Consider the following 22,920-nt stretch of genomic DNA (forward strand, 5'->3'; position numbering starts at 1 on the left):
TATTTTAATTCGATAAGCACAGGATAAGCATGCTCGATCCCAATCTGCTGCGTAATGAGCCAGACGCAGTCGCTGAAAAACTGGCACGCCGGGGCTTTAAGCTGGATGTAGATAAGCTGCGCGCTCTTGAAGAGCGTCGTAAAGTTCTGCAGGTACAAACTGAAAATCTGCAGGCAGAGCGTAACTCTCGATCGAAATCCATCGGCCAGGCGAAAGCGCGCGGGGAAGATATTGAGCCATTACGCCTGGAAGTGAACAAGCTGGGTGAAGAACTGGATCAGGCGAAAGCGGAGCTGGATGTTCTTCAGGCCGAAATTCGTGATATTGCCCTGGCTATCCCGAATATTCCTGACGACAGCGTGCCTGTCGGCAAAGATGAAAACGACAACGTTGAAGTGAAACGCTGGGGTACGCCTCGTGAGTTTGACTTTGAAGTGCGCGATCACGTGACGCTGGGCGAAATGCACGCGGGCCTGGATTTTGCGGCAGCGGTTAAGCTGACCGGTTCTCGCTTCGTGGTGATGAAAGGCCAGATTGCCCATCTGCACCGCGCGCTGGCGCAGTTCATGCTGGATCTGCACACCGAGCAGCATGGCTACAGCGAAACCTACGTGCCGTATCTGGTCAACCACGATACGCTGTACGGTACGGGCCAGCTGCCGAAATTTGCCGGCGATCTGTTCCATACCCGTCCGCTGGACGAAGAAGCAGACAGCAGCAACTACGCGCTGATCCCAACCGCGGAAGTGCCGCTGACTAACCTCGTGCGTGATGAGATCATCGACGAAGACGATCTGCCGATCAAACTGACGGCGCACTCTCCGTGCTTCCGTTCTGAAGCCGGTTCTTACGGTCGCGACACGCGCGGTCTGATCCGTATGCACCAGTTCGACAAGGTTGAGATGGTGCAGATCGTTCGTCCTGAAGAGTCCATGGACGCGCTGGAAGAGATGACCGGCCACGCGGAGAAAGTGCTGGAGCTGCTGGGTCTGCCGTACCGTCGTATGGCGCTGTGCACCGGTGATATGGGCTTTGGCGCCTGCAAAACCTTCGATCTGGAAGTGTGGGTGCCTGCGCAGAACACCTACCGTGAAATCTCCTCCTGCTCTAATGTCTGGGATTTCCAGGCGCGCCGCATGCAGGCACGCTGCCGCAGCAAATCTGACAAGAAAACCCGTCTGGTGCATACCCTGAACGGTTCTGGTCTGGCTGTGGGCCGTACCCTGGTTGCCGTGCTGGAAAACTACCAGCAGGCAGACGGTCGTATCGAGATCCCTGAAGTGCTGCGTCCATACATGAAAGGCCAGCAGTACATCGGTTAATATTTGCCTTAAAACAAAAAAGCGCCTCAGGGCGCTTTTTTTATGCCTTTGATTTGATACGACGCAATAACCCCTCCCTCTAAAGTAGTAATACTCCTCCGAATGAAAGTCAGCATAAAACGCTGATAACGAAAAAAATCGTTATATATAAAACTACATAGCGGTTTGCGCCGCCTCTCTTTTCTTTGTGAGCAACCAAAGTGAGTCTCTATGAAAATCAACGCGCCTGAAGCATTAATGGCTGCCGAGGTCACTCGCCGTGGGTTGATGAAAACCACGGCCATAGGCGGCCTGGCCGTAGCCAGCAGTGCCTTCACGCTCCCCTTTACCCGACTGGCGTCGGCGGCAGAGGCTCTGTCTCCGGCCACTTCGCCGGAAAAAGTGGTGTGGAGTGCCTGTACCGTCAACTGCGGTAGCCGTTGTCCGCTGCGTATGCATGTGGTGGACGGTGAAATTAAATATGTCGAAACCGACAATACCGGCGACGATAACTACGAAGGGTTACATCAGGTCCGTGCCTGCCTGCGTGGTCGTTCCATGCGTCGTCGCGTCTATAATCCGGACCGCCTGAAATACCCGATGAAGCGCGTCGGTAAGCGTGGGGAAGGGAAATTCGAGCGGATTAGCTGGGACGAAGCCTACGACATCATCGCCACCAACATGCAGCGTTTGATTAAAGAGTACGGTAACGAATCTATCTACCTGAACTACGGTACCGGGACGCTTGGCGGCACGCTGACCCGCTCCTGGCCACCGGGAAAAACGCTGGTGGCGCGCTTGATGAACTGCTGCGGCGGTTATCTCAATCACTATGGCGACTACTCCTCTGCGCAGATCGCGGCAGGACTGAACTACACCTACGGCGGCTGGGCTGACGGCAACAGCCCGTCCGATATCGAAAACAGTAAGCTGGTCGTGCTGTTCGGTAACAACCCGGGTGAAACCCGCATGAGCGGTGGCGGGGTGACCTACTACCTCGAACAGGCACGCGCCAAATCCAATGCCCGCATGATCATCATCGATCCGCGCTATACCGACACCGGTGCCGGACGTGAGGACGAGTGGATCCCAATCCGTCCGGGAACCGATGCCGCGCTGGTCTCCGCGCTCGCGTGGGTGATGATCACTGAGAACCTTGTTGATCAGCCTTTCCTGGATAAATACTGCGTCGGCTATGACGAGAAAACCCTGCCCGCCAGCGCACCTGCTAACGGTCACTACAAGGCGTATATTCTCGGACAGGGCAGCGACGGTGTGGCGAAAACGCCGGAGTGGGCCTCCACCATCACCGGCATCCCGGCAGAGCGTATCGTTCAGCTGGCGCGCGAGATTGGCTCAGCCAAACCGGCCTATATCAGCCAGGGCTGGGGTCCGCAGCGTCATGCGAACGGCGAAATCGCGACCCGTGCTATTTCCATGCTCTCCATTCTGACCGGCAACGTCGGCATTCACGGCGGTAACACCGGGGCGCGTGAAGGTTCATATGAAGTGCCGTTCGAACGTATGCCGACGCTGGATAACCCGGTTCAGACCAGCATCTCCATGTTTATGTGGACCGATGCGATTGAACGCGGCCCGGAAATGACCGCTTTGCGCGACGGCGTGCGCGGCAAGGACAAGCTGGACGTGCCGATTAAGATGATCTGGAACTATGCCGGTAACTGTCTCATCAACCAGCACTCCGAAATCAACCGCACCCATGAAATCCTGCAGGACGACAAGAAGTGCGAGATGATTGTGGTGATCGACTGCCACATGACCTCCTCGGCAAAATATGCCGATATCCTGCTGCCGGACTGCACCGCCTCTGAGCAGATGGATTTCGCGCTGGACGCCTCCTGCGGCAACATGTCCTACGTGATCTTTACCGACCAGGCGATTAAACCGCGCTTTGAGTGCAAAACCATTTATGAGATGACCTCTGAACTGGCGAAACGTCTTGGCGTTGAGCAGCAGTTTACCGAGGGACGTACTCAGGAAGGGTGGATGCGCCATCTGCATGAACTCTCCCGCAAGGCGATCCCTGACCTTCCTGACTTTGATACCTTCCGCAAGCAGGGGATGTACAAACAGCGCGATCCGGAAGGGCACCACGTGGCGTACAAAGCGTTCCGTGAAGATCCGCAGGCGAACCCGCTGACCACGCCGTCGGGCAAAATCGAAATCTACTCCGAAGCGCTGGCAAACATTGCGTCAACCTGGGAACTGCCGGAAGGGGACGTCATCGATCCGCTGCCGATCTACACGCCGGGCTTTGAAAACTATAACGATCCGCTGACGGCGAAATTCCCGCTGCAGCTGACCGGTTTCCACTACAAAGCTCGCGTGCACTCTACCTACGGTAACGTCGACGTGCTGAAGGCCGCCTGCCGCCAGGAGATGTGGATTAACCCGATGGACGCGAAAGCGCGCGGCATCAGCAATGGCGATCGCGTGCGTATCTTCAACGGTCGCGGCGAGGTGCATATTGAAGCCAAAGTCACCCCACGCATGATGCCCGGCGTGGTGGCGTTAGGGGAAGGGGCCTGGTACAGCCCGGATGCCAACCGCATCGACCAGGCAGGCAGTATTAACGTACTGACCACACAGCGTCCGTCGCCGCTGGCGAAGGGTAACCCATCCCACACAAACCTTGTCCAGGTTGAAAAGGTTTAAGGAGTAACCGATGACAACTCAGTATGGATTTTTTATTGATTCCAGCCGTTGTACCGGGTGCAAAACCTGCGAGCTGGCCTGCAAAGATTACAAAGACCTGACGCCGGACGTGAGCTTCCGTCGCATCTATGAATACGCCGGGGGCGACTGGCAGGAAGATAACGGCGTCTGGCATCAGAACGTCTTTGCGTATTACCTGTCGATTGCCTGTAACCACTGTGAAGATCCTGCCTGCACGAAGGTTTGTCCGAGCGGGGCGATGCACAAGCGAGAAGACGGTTTTGTGGTGGTGGATGAAGATGTCTGCATTGGCTGTCGCTACTGCCATATGGCCTGTCCGTACGGCGCACCGCAGTATAATGCCGCTAAAGGCCACATGACCAAATGCGATGGCTGCCACACCCGCGTAGCGGATGGCAAAAAGCCGATTTGCGTCGAGTCCTGTCCGCTGCGCGCGCTGGACTTCGGCCCGATTGAAGAGCTGCGTCAGAAACACGGTCAGCTCGCCGCCGTGGCACCGCTGCCGTCTGCGCACTTCACGAAGCCAAGTATTGTGATTAAACCTAACGCCAACAGCCGTCCTACAGGTGACACCACCGGCTACCTGGCAAACCCGAAGGAGGTGTGAGATGGGAAGTGGATGGCATGAATGGCCGCTGATGATCTTCACGGTCTTTGGTCAGTGCGTGGCGGGCGGCTTTATTGTGCTCGCGCTGGCGTTGTTGAAAGGTCAGCTCAATGCTGAACAGCAGCAGCGTTTAGTGTTGAGCATGTTTGGCCTGTGGGTGCTAATGGGGATTGGCTTTATCGCCTCAACGCTGCACCTGGGCTCGCCGATGCGCGCGTTTAACTCTCTGAACCGCGTGGGGGCCTCATCACTGAGTAACGAGATTGCCAGTGGCGCAATTTTCTTTGCCGTCGGTGGGCTAGGCTGGCTGCTGGCCGCTATGAAGAAGTTGCCTGCGGGTCTGCGCAGCCTGTGGCTGATCCTGACCATGGTGCTGGGCGTGGTGTTCGTGTGGATGATGGTGCGTGTCTATAACACCATTGATACCGTCCCCACCTGGTACAGCGTCTGGACGCCAATAAGCTTCTTCCTGACGATGTTTATCGGCGGGCCGCTGCTGGGCTACCTGCTGCTGCGCGTGGCGGGTGTCGACGGATGGGCTATGCGTTTGCTGCCCGCTGTTTCGCTTCTGGCGCTGGTAGTGAGTGCGATGGTCGCTCTGATGCAGGGTTCTGAACTGGCAACCATTCACAGCTCTATCCAGCAGGCCTCTGCCCTGGTGCCGGACTACGGTGCGCTGATGGCCTGGCGTATCGTCCTGCTGGTCGCTGCGCTGGTATTCTGGATTGCTCCTCAGCTCAAAGGCTATCAGCCTGCGCTGCCGTTGTTGTCACTGGCTTTTGTGCTGGTACTGGCGGGTGAACTGATTGGTCGCGGCGTGTTCTACGGGTTGCATATGACTGTAGGTATGGCTATCGCTAGTTAATGTTGTATTTGGTTATATCAAGCCGGGCCTGAGTGCCCGGCTTTTTCTTTTTTCGATCATGAAATTTTTCGACTGTCGTTTTGTTTTAATTTTGCCCATTAATAAATGAAAACATAGACATAATTAATATCTATAGCAGGCGTGGCATTAGCAGGATAAGTTTTTTAAATCGACAGGGAACATATTGTGCGAGGCGGCTAAATCAGTGGATTGACTTTGTTTTTGCCAGTGGCATGATGCGCACGAAATCTGAACTTCCTCACGGCTTTTTAATCCATGACCACCTATACCCGGCCAGTGCTGCTGTTGCTCTGTGGCCTGCTTCTGTTGACCCTGGCGATCGCAGTGTTAAATACGCTCGTCCCGCTGTGGCTCGCCCATGAAAACTTACCGACCTGGCAGGTGGGTATGGTCAGCTCATCCTTTTTTACCGGGAACCTGCTGGGTACGATGGTGACCGGGAGCCTGATCAAGCGCTTTGGCTTTAACCGTAGCTATTATCTGGCTTCGCTGATTTTCGCTGCCGGGTGTGCGGGGTTGGGCCTGATGGTCGGCTTCTGGAGCTGGATGGCATGGCGCTTTATCGCCGGTGTCGGCTGCGCGATGATTTGGGTGGTCGTTGAAAGTGCGCTGATGTGCAGCGGCACCTCCCGCAACCGCGGTCGCCTGCTGGCAGCCTACATGATGGTTTATTACGTCGGCACCGTGCTGGGACAACTGATGGTAAGCAAGCTGCCAACCGACCTGATGAGCGTTCTGCCGTGGGTAACGGGCATGGTGCTGGCCGCGATCCTGCCGCTGCTCTTTACGCGCATTGTGAACCAGAACAGCGAACACCAGGAAGCAACCCACGTCTGGCCAATGCTGAGACTGCGTCAGGCGCGTCTGGGTGTTAACGGCTGCATTATCTCGGGGATTGTCCTCGGCTCGCTCTATGGCCTGATGCCGCTCTATCTGAACCATCAGGGCGTCAGCGACTCCGGGATTGGTTTCTGGATGGCGGTCATGGTGAGTGCGGGTATTGTGGGGCAGTGGCCAATTGGCCGTCTGGCTGATCGCTTTGGCCGTCTGCTGGTGCTGCGCGTTCAGGTCTTCGTGGTGATCATGGGCTGTCTTGCTATGCTCAGCAACGCCGCAATGGCGCCTGCGCTGTTCATTCTCGGGGCTGCTGGCTTTACGCTCTATCCCGTCGCGATGGCCTGGGCCTGTGAGAAAGTTGAACATCACCAGCTGGTGGCAATGAACCAGGCGCTGTTACTGAGCTATACCATCGGCAGCCTGTTAGGACCGACGTTTACCGCGATGCTGATGCAGAATTACTCCGACAATTTGCTGTTTATCATGATCGCCAGCGTGTCGTTTATTTATCTGTTAATGCTGCTGCGTAAAGCGGGCGAACATCCAACGCCTGTGGCACATGCCTGATGAATTAAAAGCCTGTCGATGACAGGCTTTTTTGTCCCCATCACAACTCAGAGTTTTACTTATTGTTTGTTTATTGCGCCGGACGATAATTCAGGTGAGTCCTACCACAATAAGGCAGCAATCATGTCTATTCGTCGTTTTTCCACTACCGCACTGGCCGTAGTGTTGTCTTTAACGTTTGCAACGGCTCCGGTCATGGCTAATCCTGGCAACGGGAATGGCAATGGTCACGGAAACGGAGGCGGACAGGGTAACAGCGGCAATCATGGTAACGGGAATTCTGGTAACGCCGGTAACCATGGTAATAAACAAAATAACGGTCAGGATAACCCTGGTAAATCGGATAAGGGCGTTAAAAACAGCAAAGATGTCGGTAATGACGTTGATGCTCGCGTGAGCTTCGATCATGCCCGCCATCTGGCCGTGAATTATGGTTTAACGGGCTATAAGTCTCTGCCTCCGGGGATCGCAAAAAACCTGGCGCGCGGTAAACCACTGCCTCCGGGTATTGCGAAGAAGGCCGTGCCGGCCTCAATGCTGGACCAGCTTCCTTCCTATCCCGGCTATGAATGGCGCGTAGTGGGTGACGACCTGGTCTTAATTGCGCTGAGTACTGCGATTGTGACGTCCGTTATTAACGGCGTCTTTAAATAGAATATAAAAAGGCCCGGTTTTTACCGGGCCTTTTCTTTAATACATCACTTTGTGACCGTACTGTTCAAGAATACCTTTGACGCGTTCCATCGTCTCTTTTTTCGGCGGCTTCACGCCATCGAGCTTGTACTCTTCACCCATGGCCACCCATTTATGTTTACCCAGCTCGTGATAGGGCAGAAGCTCGATTTTCTCGACGTTGCCCATGTCGCGGGTGAATTCCCCCAGGCGGTGCGCGGAGTCGTCGTCATCTGACCAGCCTGGTACCACCACGTAGCGGATCCAGGTTTTGATGCCTTTATCGGCAATGTATTTGGCAAACTCCAGCGTGCGGTGGTTGGAGACGCCCACCAGGTTCTGGTGGATCTCATCGTTCATCTGTTTGAGATCGAGCATCACCAGATCGGTCACCTCGAGCAGTTCATCAATTACCGGATCGTAGCGACGTACAAAGCCATTGGTATCCAGGCAGGTATGAATGCCTTCTTTGTGGCAGGCGCGGAACCAGTCGCGGACAAATTCAGCCTGAAGAATGGCTTCACCGCCGGATGCGGTCACACCGCCACCGGAGGCGTTCATAAAGTGGCGATAGGTCACCACCTCTTTCATCAGATCGTCGACGGTGACTTCTTTACCGCCGTGCGTGTCCCAGGTGTCGCGATTATGGCAGTACAGGCAGCGCATCAGGCAGCCCTGGAAAAAGGTGATAAAGCGGATACCCGGGCCATCGACGGTGCCACAGGATTCAAAGGAGTGAATACGACCAATAGTTGACATTGCGGTGATATCTCCATCATCGGCCCGTCCGGGGCCTGTGTATGCACAGCTCAAAGCCGGCTGTGTTAAGTCTGTTTTGGCTGTTATCCATTCAGTATAGATAGCGGACAAAAGAGACTGAGGTGGAGAGGGTGCTAAAAAGGCCCCACTGACGTGGAGCCTTTATTGTACGCTTGTTAACGCGTGATTTCAGTCAACTCCACTTACATGGACTGAGTGAAAGTACGGGTGATAACGTCCTGCTGCTGTTCTTTAGTCAGGGAGTTAAAACGTACTGCGTAGCCAGATACGCGGATGGTCAGCTGAGGATATTTCTCAGGGTGTTCCATCGCGTCGAGCAGCATTTCACGGTTCATGACGTTCACGTTCAGGTGCTGACCACCTTCAATGGACGCTTCGTGGTGGAAGTAACCATCCATCAGACCCGCGAGGTTAGTTTTACGCACTTCGTCGTCTTTACCCAGCGCGTTTGGCACGATAGAGAAGGTGTAAGAGATACCATCTTTCGCGTAAGCAAACGGCAGTTTAGCAACGGAAGTCAGAGAGGCAACCGCACCTTTCTGGTCACGACCGTGCATTGGGTTCGCACCTGGGCCGAATGGCGCGCCAGCACGACGACCGTCTGGGGTGTTACCGGTTTTCTTACCATACACAACGTTAGAGGTGATGGTCAGAACAGACTGAGTCGGGATAGCGTTACGGTAGGTAGTCAGTTTCTGAATTTTCTTCATGAAACGTTCTACCAGGTCAACCGCCATGTCATCAACGCGAGAATCGTTGTTACCAAACTGCGGATATTCGCCTTCGATTTCGAAGTCGATAGCCAGACCGTCTTCGTCACGAATTGGTTTAACTTTCGCATATTTGATTGCAGACAGGGAGTCAGCAGCAACGGACAGACCTGCGATACCACACGCCATGGTGCGGATAACGTCACGGTCGTGCAGCGCCATCAGAGAAGCTTCGTAGCTGTACTTGTCGTGCATGTAGTGGATAACGTTCAGCGCAGTGACGTACTGTTTCGCCAGCCAGTCCATGAAGTGATCCATGCGGTCCATCACTTCGTCGAAGTTCAGAACGTCGCCTTTGATCGGCTCAGACTTAGGACCAACCTGCATTTTCAGTTTTTCATCAACGCCGCCGTTGATAGCGTACAGCATGGTTTTCGCCAGGTTTGCACGCGCACCGAAGAACTGCATTTGTTTACCAACAACCATTGGGCTTACGCAGCAAGCGATAGCGTAATCGTCGTTGTTGAAGTCCGGACGCATCAGGTCATCGTTCTCGTACTGCAGAGAAGAGGTGTCGATGGACACTTTAGCGGCGAATTTCTTGAAGTTCAGAGGCAGTTTTTCAGACCACAGAACGGTGATGTTCGGCTCCGGAGAAGGACCCATGGTGTACAGGGTGTTCAGGAAGCGGAAGCTGTTTTTGGTCACCAGAGTACGGCCGTCAACGCCCATACCGCCGATGGATTCAGTTGCCCAGATTGGGTCACCGGAGAACAGCTCATCGTATTCAGGCGTACGCAGGAAGCGAACCATACGCAGTTTCATGACCAGGTGGTCAATCATTTCCTGAGCGTCTTGCTCGGTGATTTTGCCTGCTTTCAGGTCACGTTCGATGTAAGCATCCAGGAAGGTGGATACGCGACCGAAGGACATCGCTGCACCGTTCTGAGACTTAACTGCGGCCAGGTAGCCGAAGTAGGTCCACTGGATAGCTTCCTGAGCGTTGGTAGCAGGACCAGAGATATCGCAGCCGTATTTAGCCGCCATCTCTTTGATCTGACCCAGCGCGCGGTGCTGTTCAGCGATCTCTTCACGCAGACGGATAGTCGCTTCCAGGTTTACGCCGTTTTCCAGATCGGACTGCAGGGAAACAAACTGCGCGTACTTGTCTTTCATCAGGAAGTCGATACCGTACAGCGCAACGCGACGGTAGTCACCGATGATACGGCCACGGCCATACGCATCTGGCAGACCAGTCAGAACGCCAGATTTACGGCAGTTCAGAATGTCTTTGGTGTAAACATCGAATACGCCCTGGTTGTGGGTTTTGCGGTATTCGGTGAAGATTTTTTTCAGCATTGGGTCCAGCTCGCGGTTATACGCTTTGCATGAACCTTCAACCATTTTAATACCACCGAACGGGATGATTGCGCGTTTCAGTGGTGCTTCAGTCTGCAGACCAACGATTTTCTCAAGGGCTTTGTTGATATAGCCAGCATCGTGAGAAGTGATGGTGGAAGCAACGGAGGTGTCAAAATCAACTGGCGCGTGAGTGCGGTTTTCCAGTTTAACGCCTTCCATTACGCTGTCCCACAGCTTGGTGGTCGCGTCAGTTGCGCCAGCCAGGAAGGATTCGTCACCTTCATACGGGGTATAGTTTTTCTGAATGAAGTCACGTACGTTTACTTCATTCTGCCAGTCACCTTTCGCAAAACCTTCCCAGGCTGTGGCTAACTTTTCATTAAGCTCGGACATGTAACACCTACCTTCTTAAGTGGATTTTTTATTTACTGCCTGAGAAAACCATCAATGATGATCGTCGCCACGCAGGTAAATGACCCAGTATGTCAACCCAACTAACAGACCCCCACCGATAATGTTCCCGATAGTGACAGGGATCAGGTTATCAGTAATGAAATTCATAATAGTCAGGTGAGAGAAACTTTCCGGGGATGAACCAACTGCGGTCCAGAACTCCGGGCTCGCAAAGTCGCGGATAACAATGCCCATTGGGATCATGAACATATTCGCGATACTGTGCTCAAAGCCGCTGGCAACAAACATCGCAACCGGCAGAACCATAATTAAGGCTTTGTCCATCAGGCTACGACCCGAGTAGCTCATCCATACAGCCAGGCAGACCATCAGGTTAGCGAGGATGCCGAGAGCAACGGCTTCGATAAATGTGTGGTGCATTTTGTGGTCGGCGGTTTGCAGGACGTTAAGGCCCCAGCCACCGTTGGCGGTCATGTACTCGCCAGAAAGCCACATCAACAAAACAAAGAGCAGACAGCCAACCAGGTTACCCACGTAAACATTAAGCCAGTTACGTGCCAGCTGACCCCAGGTAATTCTTCCGCTGGCCTTTGCCACGACAATCAGCACCGTTGAGGTGAAGAGGTCGGCGCCGCAAATGACGCAAAGAATCAGACCCAGTGAGAAACAAATGCCGCCAATCAGTTTGGCCATGCCGAAAGGCATTCCGGCAGTACCGGTGGTGGCGGTGATGTAGAAGACGAAAGCGATAGAGATGAACACACCAGCCGTGATCGCCAGATAGAACGTCTTCATCGGGTGTTTCGTTGCTTTATAGACACCTGCTTCTTCGGCAACTTTGGCCATCGCAGCAGGGAGTAAAAGATCAAAAGGGTTGTCAGCTTTCACACTAACTCTCTCTTTATTAAGTCGGCGACGAGATACTAACAAAGCATTATAGAAGAGAAATTGATATAGATCATATCTCGCCTGGCTTATAGGCCCGCAGTGTGTATGGATTTACAGCAAATGCGGAGTAAGTGTTTGATTATCCGTATAAAAATAAATTTTAAAAGTTATGAAAAGAGTTGAATTTTTTCGTTCAGCCACCTCTTTATCAGTTAATTAATATGGAGTATTAACCATAAAAAGTAACAGTAAAGCCCAGATCAATATTATTATATTTACCCGTGTTTAACTTTATTATTACAATCAACAATCATTGCCGAAGAAAATAAAAAACGGGGCAATGAAATTGCCCCGTAATATAGCCCAGACGATTGAATACGCCTACTGCTGGTAATGTTATGTGCGCTTATTTTGACCAGTAAGCAGCTTTTGCTTTCTGCAGCTTTTCGTAGGCCTTCAGCAGTGACTGATGCGCCGGGAAGGCTTTAAGATCGCTATCAACAGCCTGCAGGCCATAGAACGGCGCTTCGCCGCTCAGGGCCGCGCTGGCTGCTTCAACGGCCTCAGCCCCGTACATACGCACGAAAGCATTCAGGTATTGCAGCGGTTCGCGATCCTCTTCCTGTGCAAGCAGCAGCAGGGTTTGCAGGCAACGGTAATAATTGGTGCGCTCGGCAGAGAAGACCGACTGGTTGAACTCCATGGTCCACTCGGTCCAGGCCAGGGCCTGATCCAGATCGCCACCCGCCAGAGCCAGCATTGCTTTCAGTTCACCGATACGCAGGGTATACCAGCCGTTATCTTTACCGGTCGCCAGACCCAGGAGTTCGCGTACGCGGGTGAAGTCATCGTGGCCTTCTTCGTCCAGTTGGGCGATCAGGTTCAGGTAATCTTCTTTCTCCCATTCACTGCCCGGCAGAGCCAGCAGCGTTTCTCGCAGATGGGCGCCCATGCTGTTGTTTGCCAGCCACAGGTCTTCCGCTGGATAGATATCAGACATGCCAGGCACGATGATGCGGCACGCGTAAACGCCCAGGTGCTCGTAATCGGCAATGTACACTTCCTGGTCTTCCGCGTTGAAGATCGCCATCAGCGTGGCGAACTCTTCTTCCGTGGTACCGGCGAAGCTCCAGTCCACGAACGGATAGTCCGCGTCCTGCTTGAACATATCCCAGGAAATTAAGCCGCTGGAATCGATGAAGTGGGTTTCGAGGTTGGTATGCTCGGCCACTTCTTCATCGTCAAACGTTGGCGGCGTAAACACGTCGAGATCTTTCAGGCTACGGCCCTGCAGCAGCTCAGTGACGGTACGCTCCAGCGCCACGCCGAAGTCCGGGTGCGCGCCGAAGGAGGCGAAGCAGGTACCGTTGGTCGGGTTAAACAGCACGACGCAGATCACCGGATACTTGCCGCCCAGCGAGCCGTCATACGCGAAGATTGGGAAACCTTCTGCTTCCAGTTTGGCGATGGATTCCACTACGCCCGGGTAGCGCGCCAGCACGTCTGCCGGAATTTCAGGCAGGCTGATGGATTCGGCAATAATGCGGTTTTTGATGTGACGCTCGAAGACTTCAGACAGACCCTGCACGCGGGCTTCATTGCGGGTGTTACCGGCGGACATGCCGTTAGACACATACAGGTTGCCGACGATGTTCATCGGGATATAGACGGTCTGCTCGTCAGACTGACGGGTAAAGGGCAGGGCGCAAATACCGCGATCGTCGTTTCCGGACTGCAGATCGATCAGCATGCTGGCGGTCAGTTCGTTTTCCGGATCGTAGAAAGCGCGCAGACGCGCGTCGAGAATACCTTCCGGCAGTTCGTCGTCTTCCGTCAGTGGGAACCATTTTTCGTTCGGATAGTGAACGAACGGGCCGTTGGCGATGGTTTCGCCCAGCCAGAAGTCAGCGAAGAAATAGTTGGTGGACAGACGCTCAAAATACTCACCCAGCGCGGAGGCCAGTGCCGCTTTTTTCGTCGCGCCTTTACCGTTGGTAAAGCACAGGGCACAGTCTTTATCGCGAATATGCACGGACCAGACATGAGGCACCGGATTGAGCCAGGAGGCTTCTTCGATGTTAAAACCCAGGTCGGTCAGTTTCTGCTGGAAGCGAGCGATGGAATCTTCCAGAGCGGCGTCTTTGCCGGGGATAAACGTTTGAGTCATGGCGTTCACTTTTATCGTACGTAAAGCGCGCAATGATACGGGTTTTGCGTGACGGGTGCTATCTTCGGCGAAAATAAATGCCTGAGCTATGCTTACACTCAGTAACCTACTGTTAAGGCATAGAAAAATGAAAGCGTTTGATCTCCAGCGGATGGCGTTTGATAAAGTCCCTCCAGAGTTTTTAGGCGAAGTCGCGCTTCGCAGCTTGTATACCTTCGTCCTCGTGTTCCTGTTTCTCAAAATTACGGGCCGTCGCGGCGTGCGGCAGATGTCGCTTTTTGAAGTATTGATCATCCTGACGCTGGGTTCTGCGGCGGGGGATGTCGCCTTCTATGATGATGTGCCGATGGTGCCGGTCTTCATCGTTTTTGTCTCCCTGGCGCTGCTTTACCGGCTTGTCATGTGGCTGATGTCGAAAAGTGAAAAGCTGGAAGATCTGCTTGAAGGGAAGCCGGTCGTTATCGTCGAGGACGGTCAGCTGGCCTGGGAAAACGTTCAGAGCGCCAATATGACCGAGTTTGAGTTCTTTATGGAGCTACGCCTCAACAGCGTGGAACAGCTCGGGCAGGTGCGTCTGGCGATCATGGAAACCAACGGGCAGATTAGTGTCTATTACTATTCTGACGATGAGGTGAGGCCGGGACTGTGCATCCTGCCGGATATGCTGATCGAGCGTTTCAGAACCGTACCTGAGTCAGGCGAGTATGCCTGCGTGAGATGTAGCCATGTCGTCGCGATGCAGCCGGGGGATCGTCAATTATGCCCCCGCTGTGCAAATCCGGAATGGACGAAGGTTAGCCGGGCTAAACGCATCACCTGACAGCCATTTTGTCGGTTTTGTCCTGGCGAGGCGGCAGATTGTTTTGTGTGACGTGGGGCACATTTCACGGGTCATAAGTTTTAGACATTGCGGCGCGTGTCACTGAATGATAAAACCGATATCCACAGTTATAACTTATGGCTTTTAGCGTGGTGAGGGGAAATGGCTCAAGTCTTTAATTTCAGTTCAGGTCCGGCAATGTTACCGGCAGACGTGCTTAAACAGGCTCAACAGGAACTTTGTGACTGGAACGGTCTGGGAACGTCGGTGATGGAAATCAGCCACCGGGGTAAAGAGTTTATTCAGGTGGCGGAAGAGGCAGAAAAGGATTTTCGCGATCTGCTGAATATTCCCTCGAACTACAAAGTATTGTTCTGTCACGGCGGCGGGCGCGGCCAGTTTGCGGGCGTACCGCTGAACATCCTGGGCGATAAAACGACGGCAGACTACGTTGACGCAGGCTACTGGGCGGCCAGTGCGGTGAAAGAAGCGCACAAATACTGCACGCCGAATGTGATCGACGCCAAAGTGACCGTTGACGGCCTGCGCGCCGTGAAGCCAATGAGCGAGTGGGAGCTTTCTGATAACGCCGCGTATCTGCACTACTGCCCGAACGAAACCATTGACGGCATTGCCATCGACGAGACGCCAAACTTCGGCAGCGATGTCGTGGTTGCCGCTGACTTCTCCTCCACCATTCTGTCTGCGCCAATTGACGTCAGCCGTTATGGCGTGATCTACGCGGGCGCACAGAAAAATATCGGCCCTGCAGGCCTGACGATTGTTATCGTGCGTGAAGATCTGCTGGGTAAAGCGCATACATCCTGCCCGTCGATTCTTGATTACACCGTGCTGAACGACAACGATTCTATGTTCAACACCCCACCGACGTTTGCCTGGTACCTTTCCGGCCTGGTCTTCAAATGGCTGAAGCAAAACGGCGGCGTGGCGCAGATGGACAAAGTGAATCAGCAGAAAGCCGAACTGCTGTATGGCGTGATCGACAAGAGCGATTTCTACCGCAACGATGTGGCGAAAGCTAACCGTTCCCGCATGAACGTGCCGTTCCAGCTGGCGGACAGCAACCTGGATAAAGTGTTCCTGGAAGAATCCTTCGCGGCAGGCCTGCACGCGCTCAAAGGTCACCGTGTCGTGGGCGGCATGCGTGCCTCCATCTATAACGCGATGCCGCTGGAAGGCGTTAAGGCTCTGACCGATTTCATGATCGACTTCGAACGTCGCCACGGTTAATTGCGCTGTTTTCACCCCCGTAGCCCTGCTGCGGGGTTTTTATTATGTTGAGTTGAGAGTTAAGTTTTCATGGAATCCCTGACGTTACAACCTATCGCGCGGGTAGATGGCACCATTAATCTGCCTGGTTCAAAAAGTGTCTCGAACCGCGCTCTGCTGCTGGCAGCACTGGCAAACGGCACCACCGTCCTTACAAACCTGCTGGACAGCGATGACGTGCGCCATATGCTCAATGCGCTGAAAGCGTTGGGCGTTCATTACACTCTCTCCGACGATCGCACCCGCTGCGAAGTGACCGGCAATGGCGGCGCGCTGCAGACGGGTGAAGAGCTTGAGCTGTTTCTGGGCAACGCGGGTACCGCGATGCGTCCGCTGGCGGCGGCTCTGTGTCTTGGGCGCAACAACATTGTGCTGACCGGTGAGCCGCGCATGAAAGAGCGTCCGATTGGCCATCTGGTGGATGCCCTGCGTCAGGGCGGCGCGCAGATTGAGTATCTGGAGCAGGAAAATTATCCGCCACTGCGTCTGCGCGGGGGCTTTACCGGCGGTCACGTCGAGGTTGACGGCAGCGTTTCCAGCCAGTTCCTGACCGCGCTGCTGATGACCGCGCCGCTGGCACCGCAGGATACGGTAATTACGATTAAAGGCGAGCTGGTCTCCAAACCGTATATCGATATCACGCTGCACCTGATGAAAACCTTCGGCGTCGAGGTGGAAAACCAGTCTTATCAGCGCTTCGTGGTACGTGGGGCGCAGCAGTACCAGTCTCCGGGCAGCTATCTTGTGGAAGGCGACGCCTCGTCGGCTTCTTACTTCCTGGCGGCGGGCGCGATCAAAGGCGGTACCGTGAAGGTAACCGGTATTGGCCGCAACAGCGTGCAGGGCGATATCCGTTTTGCGGACGTGCTGGAGAAAATGGGCGCGGTTGTGACTTGGGGCGATGATTTCATCTCCTGTACCCGCGGCGAGCTGAAGGCCATCGACATGGACATGAACCATATTCCGGATGCGGCGATGACCATTGCCACAGCGGCGCTGTTTGCAAAAGGCACCACCACGCTGCGTAATATCTACAACTGGCGCGTAAAAGAAACCGACCGACTGTTCGCGATGGCGACTGAGCTGCGTAAGGTCGGCGCTGAGGTGGAAGAGGGCGAAGACTACATTCGCGTCACGCCTCCTGCAAAACTGCAGGTTGCCGAGATCGGAACCTACAACGATCACCGTATGGCGATGTGCTTCTCGCTGGTGGCGTTGTCAGACACGCCTGTCACCATTCTTGATCCAAAATGTACGGCGAAAACGTTCCCGGACTACTTCGAACAGCTGGCACGCATTAGCACGCTGGCCTGATAACGCCTGCCGCATCACCCGATGCGGCATTTCCTTACGCTTCCTGACGAACACATCCGTTCATTTCTTCTACACTCTGCTTCAATCAATCCGTAATTTGCACGCAAAGGTAACAGTTGCGCACGTTGACGCGTATAATGCGCGGCGTTCATGTAAACGGTATGCCTTATTTAAGGAGAAAAAGATGACGGCAATTGCCCCGGTAATCACCATTGATGGGCCGAGTGGCGCAGGGAAAGGGACTCTGTGCAAAGCGATGGCGGAAGCGTTGCAATGGCATCTTTTAGATTCGGGAGCAATCTATCGCGTGCTGGCTCTGGCTGCGCTGCATCATCATGTGGACGTGGCGTCTGAAGAAGCGCTGGTTCCGCTGGCTGCGCATCTTGATGTGCGTTTCGTGTCGACCGATGGCAACCTGGAAGTCATCCTTGAAGGGGAAGACGTGAGCGGGGAAATTCGTACTCAGGAAGTGGCGAATGCGGCCTCCCAGGTAGCAGCCTTCCCGCGCGTTCGTGAGGCGCTGTTACGTCGTCAGCGCGCGTTTCGTGAAGCACCGGGCTTGATCGCAGACGGACGCGATATGGGAACCGTGGTATTCCCTGATGCACCTGTGAAAATTTTCCTTGACGCCTCTTCGGAAGAACGTGCTCAACGCCGCATGCTTCAGTTGCAGGAAAAGGGGTTTAGTGTTAACTTTGATCGCCTTTTATCCGAGATAAAAGAGCGCGATGACCGCGATCGTAACCGCGCCGTCGCCCCACTTGTTCCAGCAGAAGATGCATTAGTTCTGGATTCAACCAGTTTAACTATTGAGCAAGTGATTGAAAAAGCGCTACAATATGCGCGCCAAAAACTGGCACTCGCGTAATCGCGACCGATTTAGCAGTACCCCCGCTGCAAGGGATTGACGGCGGGTATGTGAAACAACCCCATCCGGCACGGAGCCAGGTGGACGTTAATATTAACCTGAAGATTAAACATGACTGAATCTTTTGCTCAACTGTTTGAAGAATCCTTAAAAGAAATCGAAACCCGCCCGGGTTCCATCGTTCGCGGTGTTGTTGTTGCTATCGACAAAGACGTAGTACTGGTTGACGCCGGTCTGAAATCTGAGTCCGCCATTCCGGCAGAGCAGTTCAAAAACGCCCAGGGCGAGCTGGAAATCCAGGTTGGCGACGAAGTTGACGTTGCTCTGGACGCAGTAGAAGACGGCTTCGGTGAAACCCTGCTTTCTCGTGAGAAAGCGAAACGTCACGAAGCATGGATCACGCTGGAAAAAGCTTACGAAGAAGCTGAAACTGTGGTCGGTGTTATCAACGGCAAAGTTAAAGGTGGCTTCACTGTTGAGCTGAATGGTATTCGTGCGTTCCTGCCAGGTTCTCTGGTAGACGTTCGTCCAGTTCGTGACACTCTGCACCTGGAAGGCAAAGAGCTTGAGTTCAAAGTAATCAAGCTGGACCAGAAGCGTAACAACGTTGTTGTTTCCCGTCGTGCCGTTATCGAATCCGAAAACAGCGCAGAACGCGATCAGCTGCTGGAAAACCTGCAGGAAGGCATGGAAGTCAAAGGTATCGTTAAGAACCTCACTGACTACGGCGCATTCGTTGACCTGGGCGGCGTTGATGGCCTGCTGCACATCACCGACATGGCGTGGAAACGCGTTAAGCACCCAAGCGAAATCGTGAACGTGGGCGACGAAATCACTGTTAAAGTGCTGAAGTTCGACCGTGAGCGTACTCGTGTATCCCTCGGCCTGAAACAGCTGGGCGAAGATCCATGGGTAGCTATCGCTAAGCGTTACCCAGAAGGTACTAAACTGACTGGTCGCGTAACCAACCTGACTGACTACGGCTGCTTCGTTGAAATCGAAGAAGGCGTTGAAGGTCTGGTGCACGTTTCCGAAATGGACTGGACCAACAAAAACATCCACCCATCCAAAGTTGTTAACGTTGGTGATGTAGTGGAAGTGATGGTTCTGGATATCGACGAAGAACGTCGTCGTATCTCCCTGGGCCTGAAGCAGTGCAAAAACAACCCATGGCAGCAGTTCGCGGAAACCCACAACAAGGGTGACCGTGTTGAAGGTAAAATCAAGTCTATCACTGACTTCGGTATCTTCATCGGCCTGGACGGCGGCATCGATGGCCTGGTTCACCTGTCTGACATCTCCTGGAACGTTGCAGGCGAAGAAGCAGTTCGTGAATACAAAAAAGGCGACGAAATCGCTGCAGTTGTTCTGCAGGTTGACGCAGAGCGTGAGCGTATCTCCCTGGGCGTTAAACAGCTCGCAGAAGATCCGTTCAACAACTGGGTTGCACTGAACAAGAAAGGCGCAATCGTAAACGGTAAAGTGACTGCAGTTGACGCTAAAGGCGCAACCGTAGAACTGGCTGACGGCGTTGAAGGTTACCTGCGCGCTTCTGAAGCTTCCCGTGACCGCGTTGAAGATGCCACTCTGGTTCTGAACGTAGGCGACGACGTTGAAGCTAAGTTCACCGGTGTTGACCGTAAGAACCGTGCAATCAGCCTGTCTGTTCGTGCTAAAGACGAAGCTGATGAGAAAGATGCAATCGCAACTGTTAACAAACAGGAAGATGCAAACTTCTCTAACAACGCAATGGCTGAAGCTTTCAAAGCAGCTAAAGGCGAGTAATATCAGGTTCTCAGCATCATGTGCGCTGTAATGCATTTACAGCGTGAAGGATGAGGAGCAAACTTGACAGATTACAGGATTCGTCCTGTAATCAATAACAAAGGGCGGCTACGGCCGCCCTTGTTTAATGAGCTGTTCAGCTAATTGGTTTGAAAGGAACCGGAGGAATCATGACCAAGTCAGAATTGATTGAAAGACTTGCCAGTCAGCAACCGCATATCCCTGCCAAAGCAGTGGAAGATGCCGTAAAAGAGATGCTGGAGCATATGGCCTCCACTCTTGCCCAGGGCGAGCGCATTGAAATCCGCGGTTTCGGTAGTTTTTCTCTGCACTATCGTGCTCCACGTACCGGGCGTAACCCGAAAACTGGCGATAAAGTCGAGCTGGAAGGTAAGTACGTTCCACACTTTAAGCCGGGTAAAGAACTGCGCGATCGCGCCAATATTTACGGCAACTGAGTTTAGCCAGCCGGTTAAACTGGGTTCGAAAGAAAGCACCTGCGGGTGCTTTTTTTGTACCCGTCGCTTTCTTTCTGAAGGTGCCCCGCATTTTCCGTTTCGTTTTCTGCAACCCGTAAAATACCTTGCTGCGCTTGCTGTAAATCGCATCCTTCACACCTGACGACCCGCTCAACCTGCTTGCATACTGCCACCCTGAAACAGGGAGGTAGCAATGGGAATTCCCGCGCTTAGTGTCTGCGCCATGCTGGCGATAGTTCCGTTACTCTGGTTACCTGAATTGCCGTCGACTTACACCGTGTGGGTCATGGTGGCTGGCGGGATAGTGCTTGCTGCATGGCAAAACCGTCGAGTGAAGTATGCTGGTATCACGCTGTTATTTTGTGCGTGGGGCATTCTGGCCGCGCAAGAGAGCGTCTGGCCGATGCAGCATTTAACAACGGGGGCCGTGCAGGCTGAGGTAGAGCTCACCGCGACCGACGGCGCGACTCTGCATCAGGGAAACATTCGCAGCGTCGATGGCGAGCGCTGGTGGGCCTCCACCGGCGTAACGCTGTATGGCAATTATCTGCCGCAGAAAGCCTGTGCCGGTCAGCGCTGGACCATGACGCTCAGGCTCAGGCCTGCACACGGCGAACTGAACGACGGCGGTTATGATGCTCAGTGCAGCGCTTTTGCCCGACATCAAACATTGAGCGGGCGCTTCACCCGTGCGGAACTCGTCGACGGGCGCTGCAGCCTGCGAGCGCAATATCTGCTGTCGTTGCAAAACCGACTTTCAGCTTATCCATGGGGAGCGGTTATCCTGGGCCTTGGGATGGGGGAACGCCTGGATGTACCACGGGAAATAAAAGATCTGATGCGGGAAACCGGCACGCTGCATTTGATGGCGATTTCGGGTCTGCATATCGCGCTGGCAGCCTCTCTCGTCTGGTTACTTGCACGTGGACTCCAGTTTTTATTACCCAGCCATCGGGTCCACTGGCAAATGCCTCTCCTTGCCGGGTTAATCTTTGCTGCTTTCTACGCCTGGCTTACCGGCCTGCAACCGCCTGCGCTGCGGACGGTCATCGCACTTGCTGTGCTTGCTATGTTGCGAATCGCTGGCCGTCAATGGTCTCCCTGGCAGGTATGGGGGTGCTGTATCGCGGCGATACTGTTAAACGATCCGTTAGCCGTACTTTCGCAGAGTCTGGCTTTGTCAGCCTTTGCCGTCGCCGCGCTGATTTTCTGGTTTCAGTGGCTGCCGCTTCCTGACTGGCAGAGGACAAGACGTATACGGCCGCTAGTGAACCTGATTTATCTGCAGGTCGGCATGTTGCTTCTGCTCATGCCGTTACAGGTTCTGATTTTCCATGGCTTCAGCCTCTCATCCCTGGTCGCGAATCTCTTTGCCGTGCCCCTGGTAACGTTTGTCTCCGTCCCGCTGATCCTGCTCGGTATGCTGCTCCATCTGCTACCGCTGGCAGCGGTTGAAAGTGCCATCTGGTTTGCTGCCGATAAGTCGCTTGCGGGACTCTTCTGGCTACTGATGCGCCTGCCTGATGGCTGGCAGAGTGTCGATCAACGCTGGCAAACCATGGCATTACTGCCGTGGTTGATCATCATTGCCTGGCGTTTTCGTGCCTGGAAAACCGTTCCTGCCGTTTGTCTTGCAGGCAGTGTCTTACTGACATTTCCCCTCTGGCGAGCGTCAAAAAGCGAGAGCTGGACGCTGCATATGCTGGACGTGGGGCAGGGGCTGGCCATGGTCATTGAAAGGCAGGGAAAAGCCATTCTTTATGATACCGGGCTCGCCTGGCCGGACGGAGACAGCGCGCAGCGGTTAATTATTCCCTGGCTTCGCTGGCATCACCTACGGCCAGACGGGGTGATTCTCAGTCATGAACACCTCGACCATGCAGGAGGCCTCATTTCGTTGCAAAAAGCATGGCCGGATATATGGATAAGAAGCCCGTTGCGCAGGACGGGACACCGTCCCTGTTTTCGTGGGCAGAAATGGGAATGGCAGGGGTTAACTTTCACCGTCCACTGGCCCCCTGAAAATTACCCGGCCCAGGGGAATAACCGTTCCTGCGTGGTAAAGGTGGACGACGGGGAGCAAAGTGTTCTGTTAACAGGAGATATTGAAGCGCAAGCGGAACAGGCTATGCTTAGCCATTACTGGCGCTATATGACGTCCACGTTGATACAGGTGCCTCATCATGGCAGCAATACCTCGTCCTCACTGCCGCTGGTACAGCGGGTGGGAGGACAGATCGCCCTGGATTCCGCGGCCCGCTATAACGCATGGCATTTCCCGTCAGCAAAAGTTGTCCGACGCTATCGAAAAGAGGGGTATATCTGGCACGATACCCCTCATTCAGGACAAATATCGGTGACATTCTCGCAACATCACTGGCAAATCCGGCGCTTGCGAGAGCAAATTTTACCACGTTGGTATCATCAGTGGTTTGGCGCGCCCGTCGATAACGGGTAGAATATGCGGCTATTTCAA

The 22,920-nt window shown here is 53.9% G+C and carries 17 protein-coding genes; 13 read left to right on the forward strand and 4 right to left on the reverse strand.

The genetic code is table 11. The features are described from left to right. Positions 1-29 precede the first annotated feature (29 nt). The 6 genes from serS (at position 30) to ACMGGQ_RS05475 (ending at position 7,549) form a co-directional block, all read left to right on the forward strand. Positions 30-1,322 carry a serine--tRNA ligase gene (gene serS / locus ACMGGQ_RS05450; RefSeq protein ID WP_008499983.1) on the forward strand — a complete coding sequence of 431 codons (1,293 nt, stop codon included), beginning with the start codon at positions 30-32 and terminating at the stop codon, positions 1,320-1,322. A gap of 210 nt (positions 1,323-1,532) precedes the next feature. Next, positions 1,533-3,977 (forward strand): dimethylsulfoxide reductase subunit A, encoded by a 2,445-nt coding sequence (gene dmsA, locus ACMGGQ_RS05455; RefSeq protein WP_069719509.1) that lies wholly within the window; start codon positions 1,533-1,535, stop codon positions 3,975-3,977. 10 nt (positions 3,978-3,987) lie between these two features. Further along, entirely contained in the window at positions 3,988-4,605 is a 618-nt protein-coding gene (locus tag ACMGGQ_RS05460; protein ID WP_021240882.1) for a DMSO/selenate family reductase complex B subunit, read from the forward strand. Between the two features lies 1 nt (position 4,606). Beyond that, on the forward strand, positions 4,607-5,470 hold the full coding sequence (locus tag ACMGGQ_RS05465; protein WP_262822029.1) for a dimethyl sulfoxide reductase anchor subunit family protein: 864 nt from the start codon (positions 4,607-4,609) through the stop codon (positions 5,468-5,470). Positions 5,471-5,746: 276 nt separating this feature from the next. Next, entirely contained in the window at positions 5,747-6,895 is a 1,149-nt protein-coding gene (locus ACMGGQ_RS05470) for an MFS transporter (protein ID WP_420289689.1), read from the forward strand. 123 nt (positions 6,896-7,018) lie between these two features. Beyond that, positions 7,019-7,549 carry an anti-virulence regulator CigR family protein gene (locus tag ACMGGQ_RS05475; protein WP_024907800.1) on the forward strand — a complete coding sequence of 177 codons (531 nt, stop codon included), beginning with the start codon at positions 7,019-7,021 and terminating at the stop codon, positions 7,547-7,549. Positions 7,550-7,585: 36 nt separating this feature from the next. On the opposite strand, the gene pflA is transcribed toward ACMGGQ_RS05475, so the two are convergent. The 4 genes from pflA to ycaO form a co-directional block, all read right to left on the reverse strand. Continuing rightward, positions 7,586-8,326 carry a pyruvate formate lyase 1-activating protein gene (pflA, locus tag ACMGGQ_RS05480; RefSeq protein WP_008499976.1) on the reverse strand — a complete coding sequence of 247 codons (741 nt, stop codon included), beginning with the start codon at positions 8,324-8,326 and terminating at the stop codon, positions 7,586-7,588. Between the two features lie 203 nt (positions 8,327-8,529). Then, positions 8,530-10,812: a formate C-acetyltransferase gene (pflB, locus tag ACMGGQ_RS05485; RefSeq protein ID WP_023310992.1), complete on the reverse strand. Its 2,283-nt coding sequence runs from the start codon at positions 10,810-10,812 to the stop codon at positions 8,530-8,532. Positions 10,813-10,863: 51 nt separating this feature from the next. Further along, positions 10,864-11,721: a formate transporter FocA gene (gene focA, locus ACMGGQ_RS05490; RefSeq protein ID WP_008499974.1), complete on the reverse strand. Its 858-nt coding sequence runs from the start codon at positions 11,719-11,721 to the stop codon at positions 10,864-10,866. Positions 11,722-12,127: 406 nt separating this feature from the next. Then, positions 12,128-13,888, reverse strand: a complete 1,761-nt coding sequence (ycaO, locus tag ACMGGQ_RS05495; RefSeq protein ID WP_045417297.1) for a 30S ribosomal protein S12 methylthiotransferase accessory factor YcaO — start codon at positions 13,886-13,888, stop codon at positions 12,128-12,130. 127 nt (positions 13,889-14,015) lie between these two features. On the opposite strand from ycaO, the gene ACMGGQ_RS05500 reads away from it, so the two are divergent. The 7 genes from ACMGGQ_RS05500 to ACMGGQ_RS05530 all read left to right on the forward strand — a co-directional run bounded on the left by ACMGGQ_RS05500 (position 14,016) and on the right by ACMGGQ_RS05530 (position 22,902). Beyond that, a complete protein-coding gene (locus ACMGGQ_RS05500) occupies positions 14,016-14,708 on the forward strand; it encodes a DUF421 domain-containing protein (protein ID WP_045908389.1) in 693 nt (230 codons plus the stop codon). 162 nt (positions 14,709-14,870) lie between these two features. Further along, on the forward strand, positions 14,871-15,959 hold the full coding sequence (gene serC / locus ACMGGQ_RS05505; protein ID WP_420289690.1) for a 3-phosphoserine/phosphohydroxythreonine transaminase: 1,089 nt from the start codon (positions 14,871-14,873) through the stop codon (positions 15,957-15,959). 69 nt (positions 15,960-16,028) lie between these two features. Further along, the gene (aroA, locus tag ACMGGQ_RS05510) at positions 16,029-17,312 is read left to right on the forward strand and encodes a 3-phosphoshikimate 1-carboxyvinyltransferase (RefSeq protein WP_045908387.1); all 1,284 of its coding nucleotides are present in this window, start codon (positions 16,029-16,031) and stop codon (positions 17,310-17,312) included. A gap of 184 nt (positions 17,313-17,496) precedes the next feature. Then, entirely contained in the window at positions 17,497-18,180 is a 684-nt protein-coding gene (gene cmk, locus ACMGGQ_RS05515; protein ID WP_024907794.1) for a (d)CMP kinase, read from the forward strand. Positions 18,181-18,291: 111 nt separating this feature from the next. After that, positions 18,292-19,965 carry a 30S ribosomal protein S1 gene (gene rpsA / locus ACMGGQ_RS05520; RefSeq protein WP_008499966.1) on the forward strand — a complete coding sequence of 558 codons (1,674 nt, stop codon included), beginning with the start codon at positions 18,292-18,294 and terminating at the stop codon, positions 19,963-19,965. Between the two features lie 170 nt (positions 19,966-20,135). Next, positions 20,136-20,423: an integration host factor subunit beta gene (gene ihfB, locus ACMGGQ_RS05525; protein ID WP_008499965.1), complete on the forward strand. Its 288-nt coding sequence runs from the start codon at positions 20,136-20,138 to the stop codon at positions 20,421-20,423. 214 nt (positions 20,424-20,637) lie between these two features. After that, a complete protein-coding gene (locus tag ACMGGQ_RS05530; RefSeq protein WP_420289691.1) occupies positions 20,638-22,902 on the forward strand; it encodes a ComEC family protein in 2,265 nt (754 codons plus the stop codon). Positions 22,903-22,920: the final 18 nt, after the last annotated feature.

Origin of the sequence: Enterobacter sp. BNK-13, from assembly GCF_048685015.1 — a bacterium.
Taxonomy (GTDB): domain Bacteria; phylum Pseudomonadota; class Gammaproteobacteria; order Enterobacterales; family Enterobacteriaceae; genus Enterobacter; species Enterobacter quasiroggenkampii.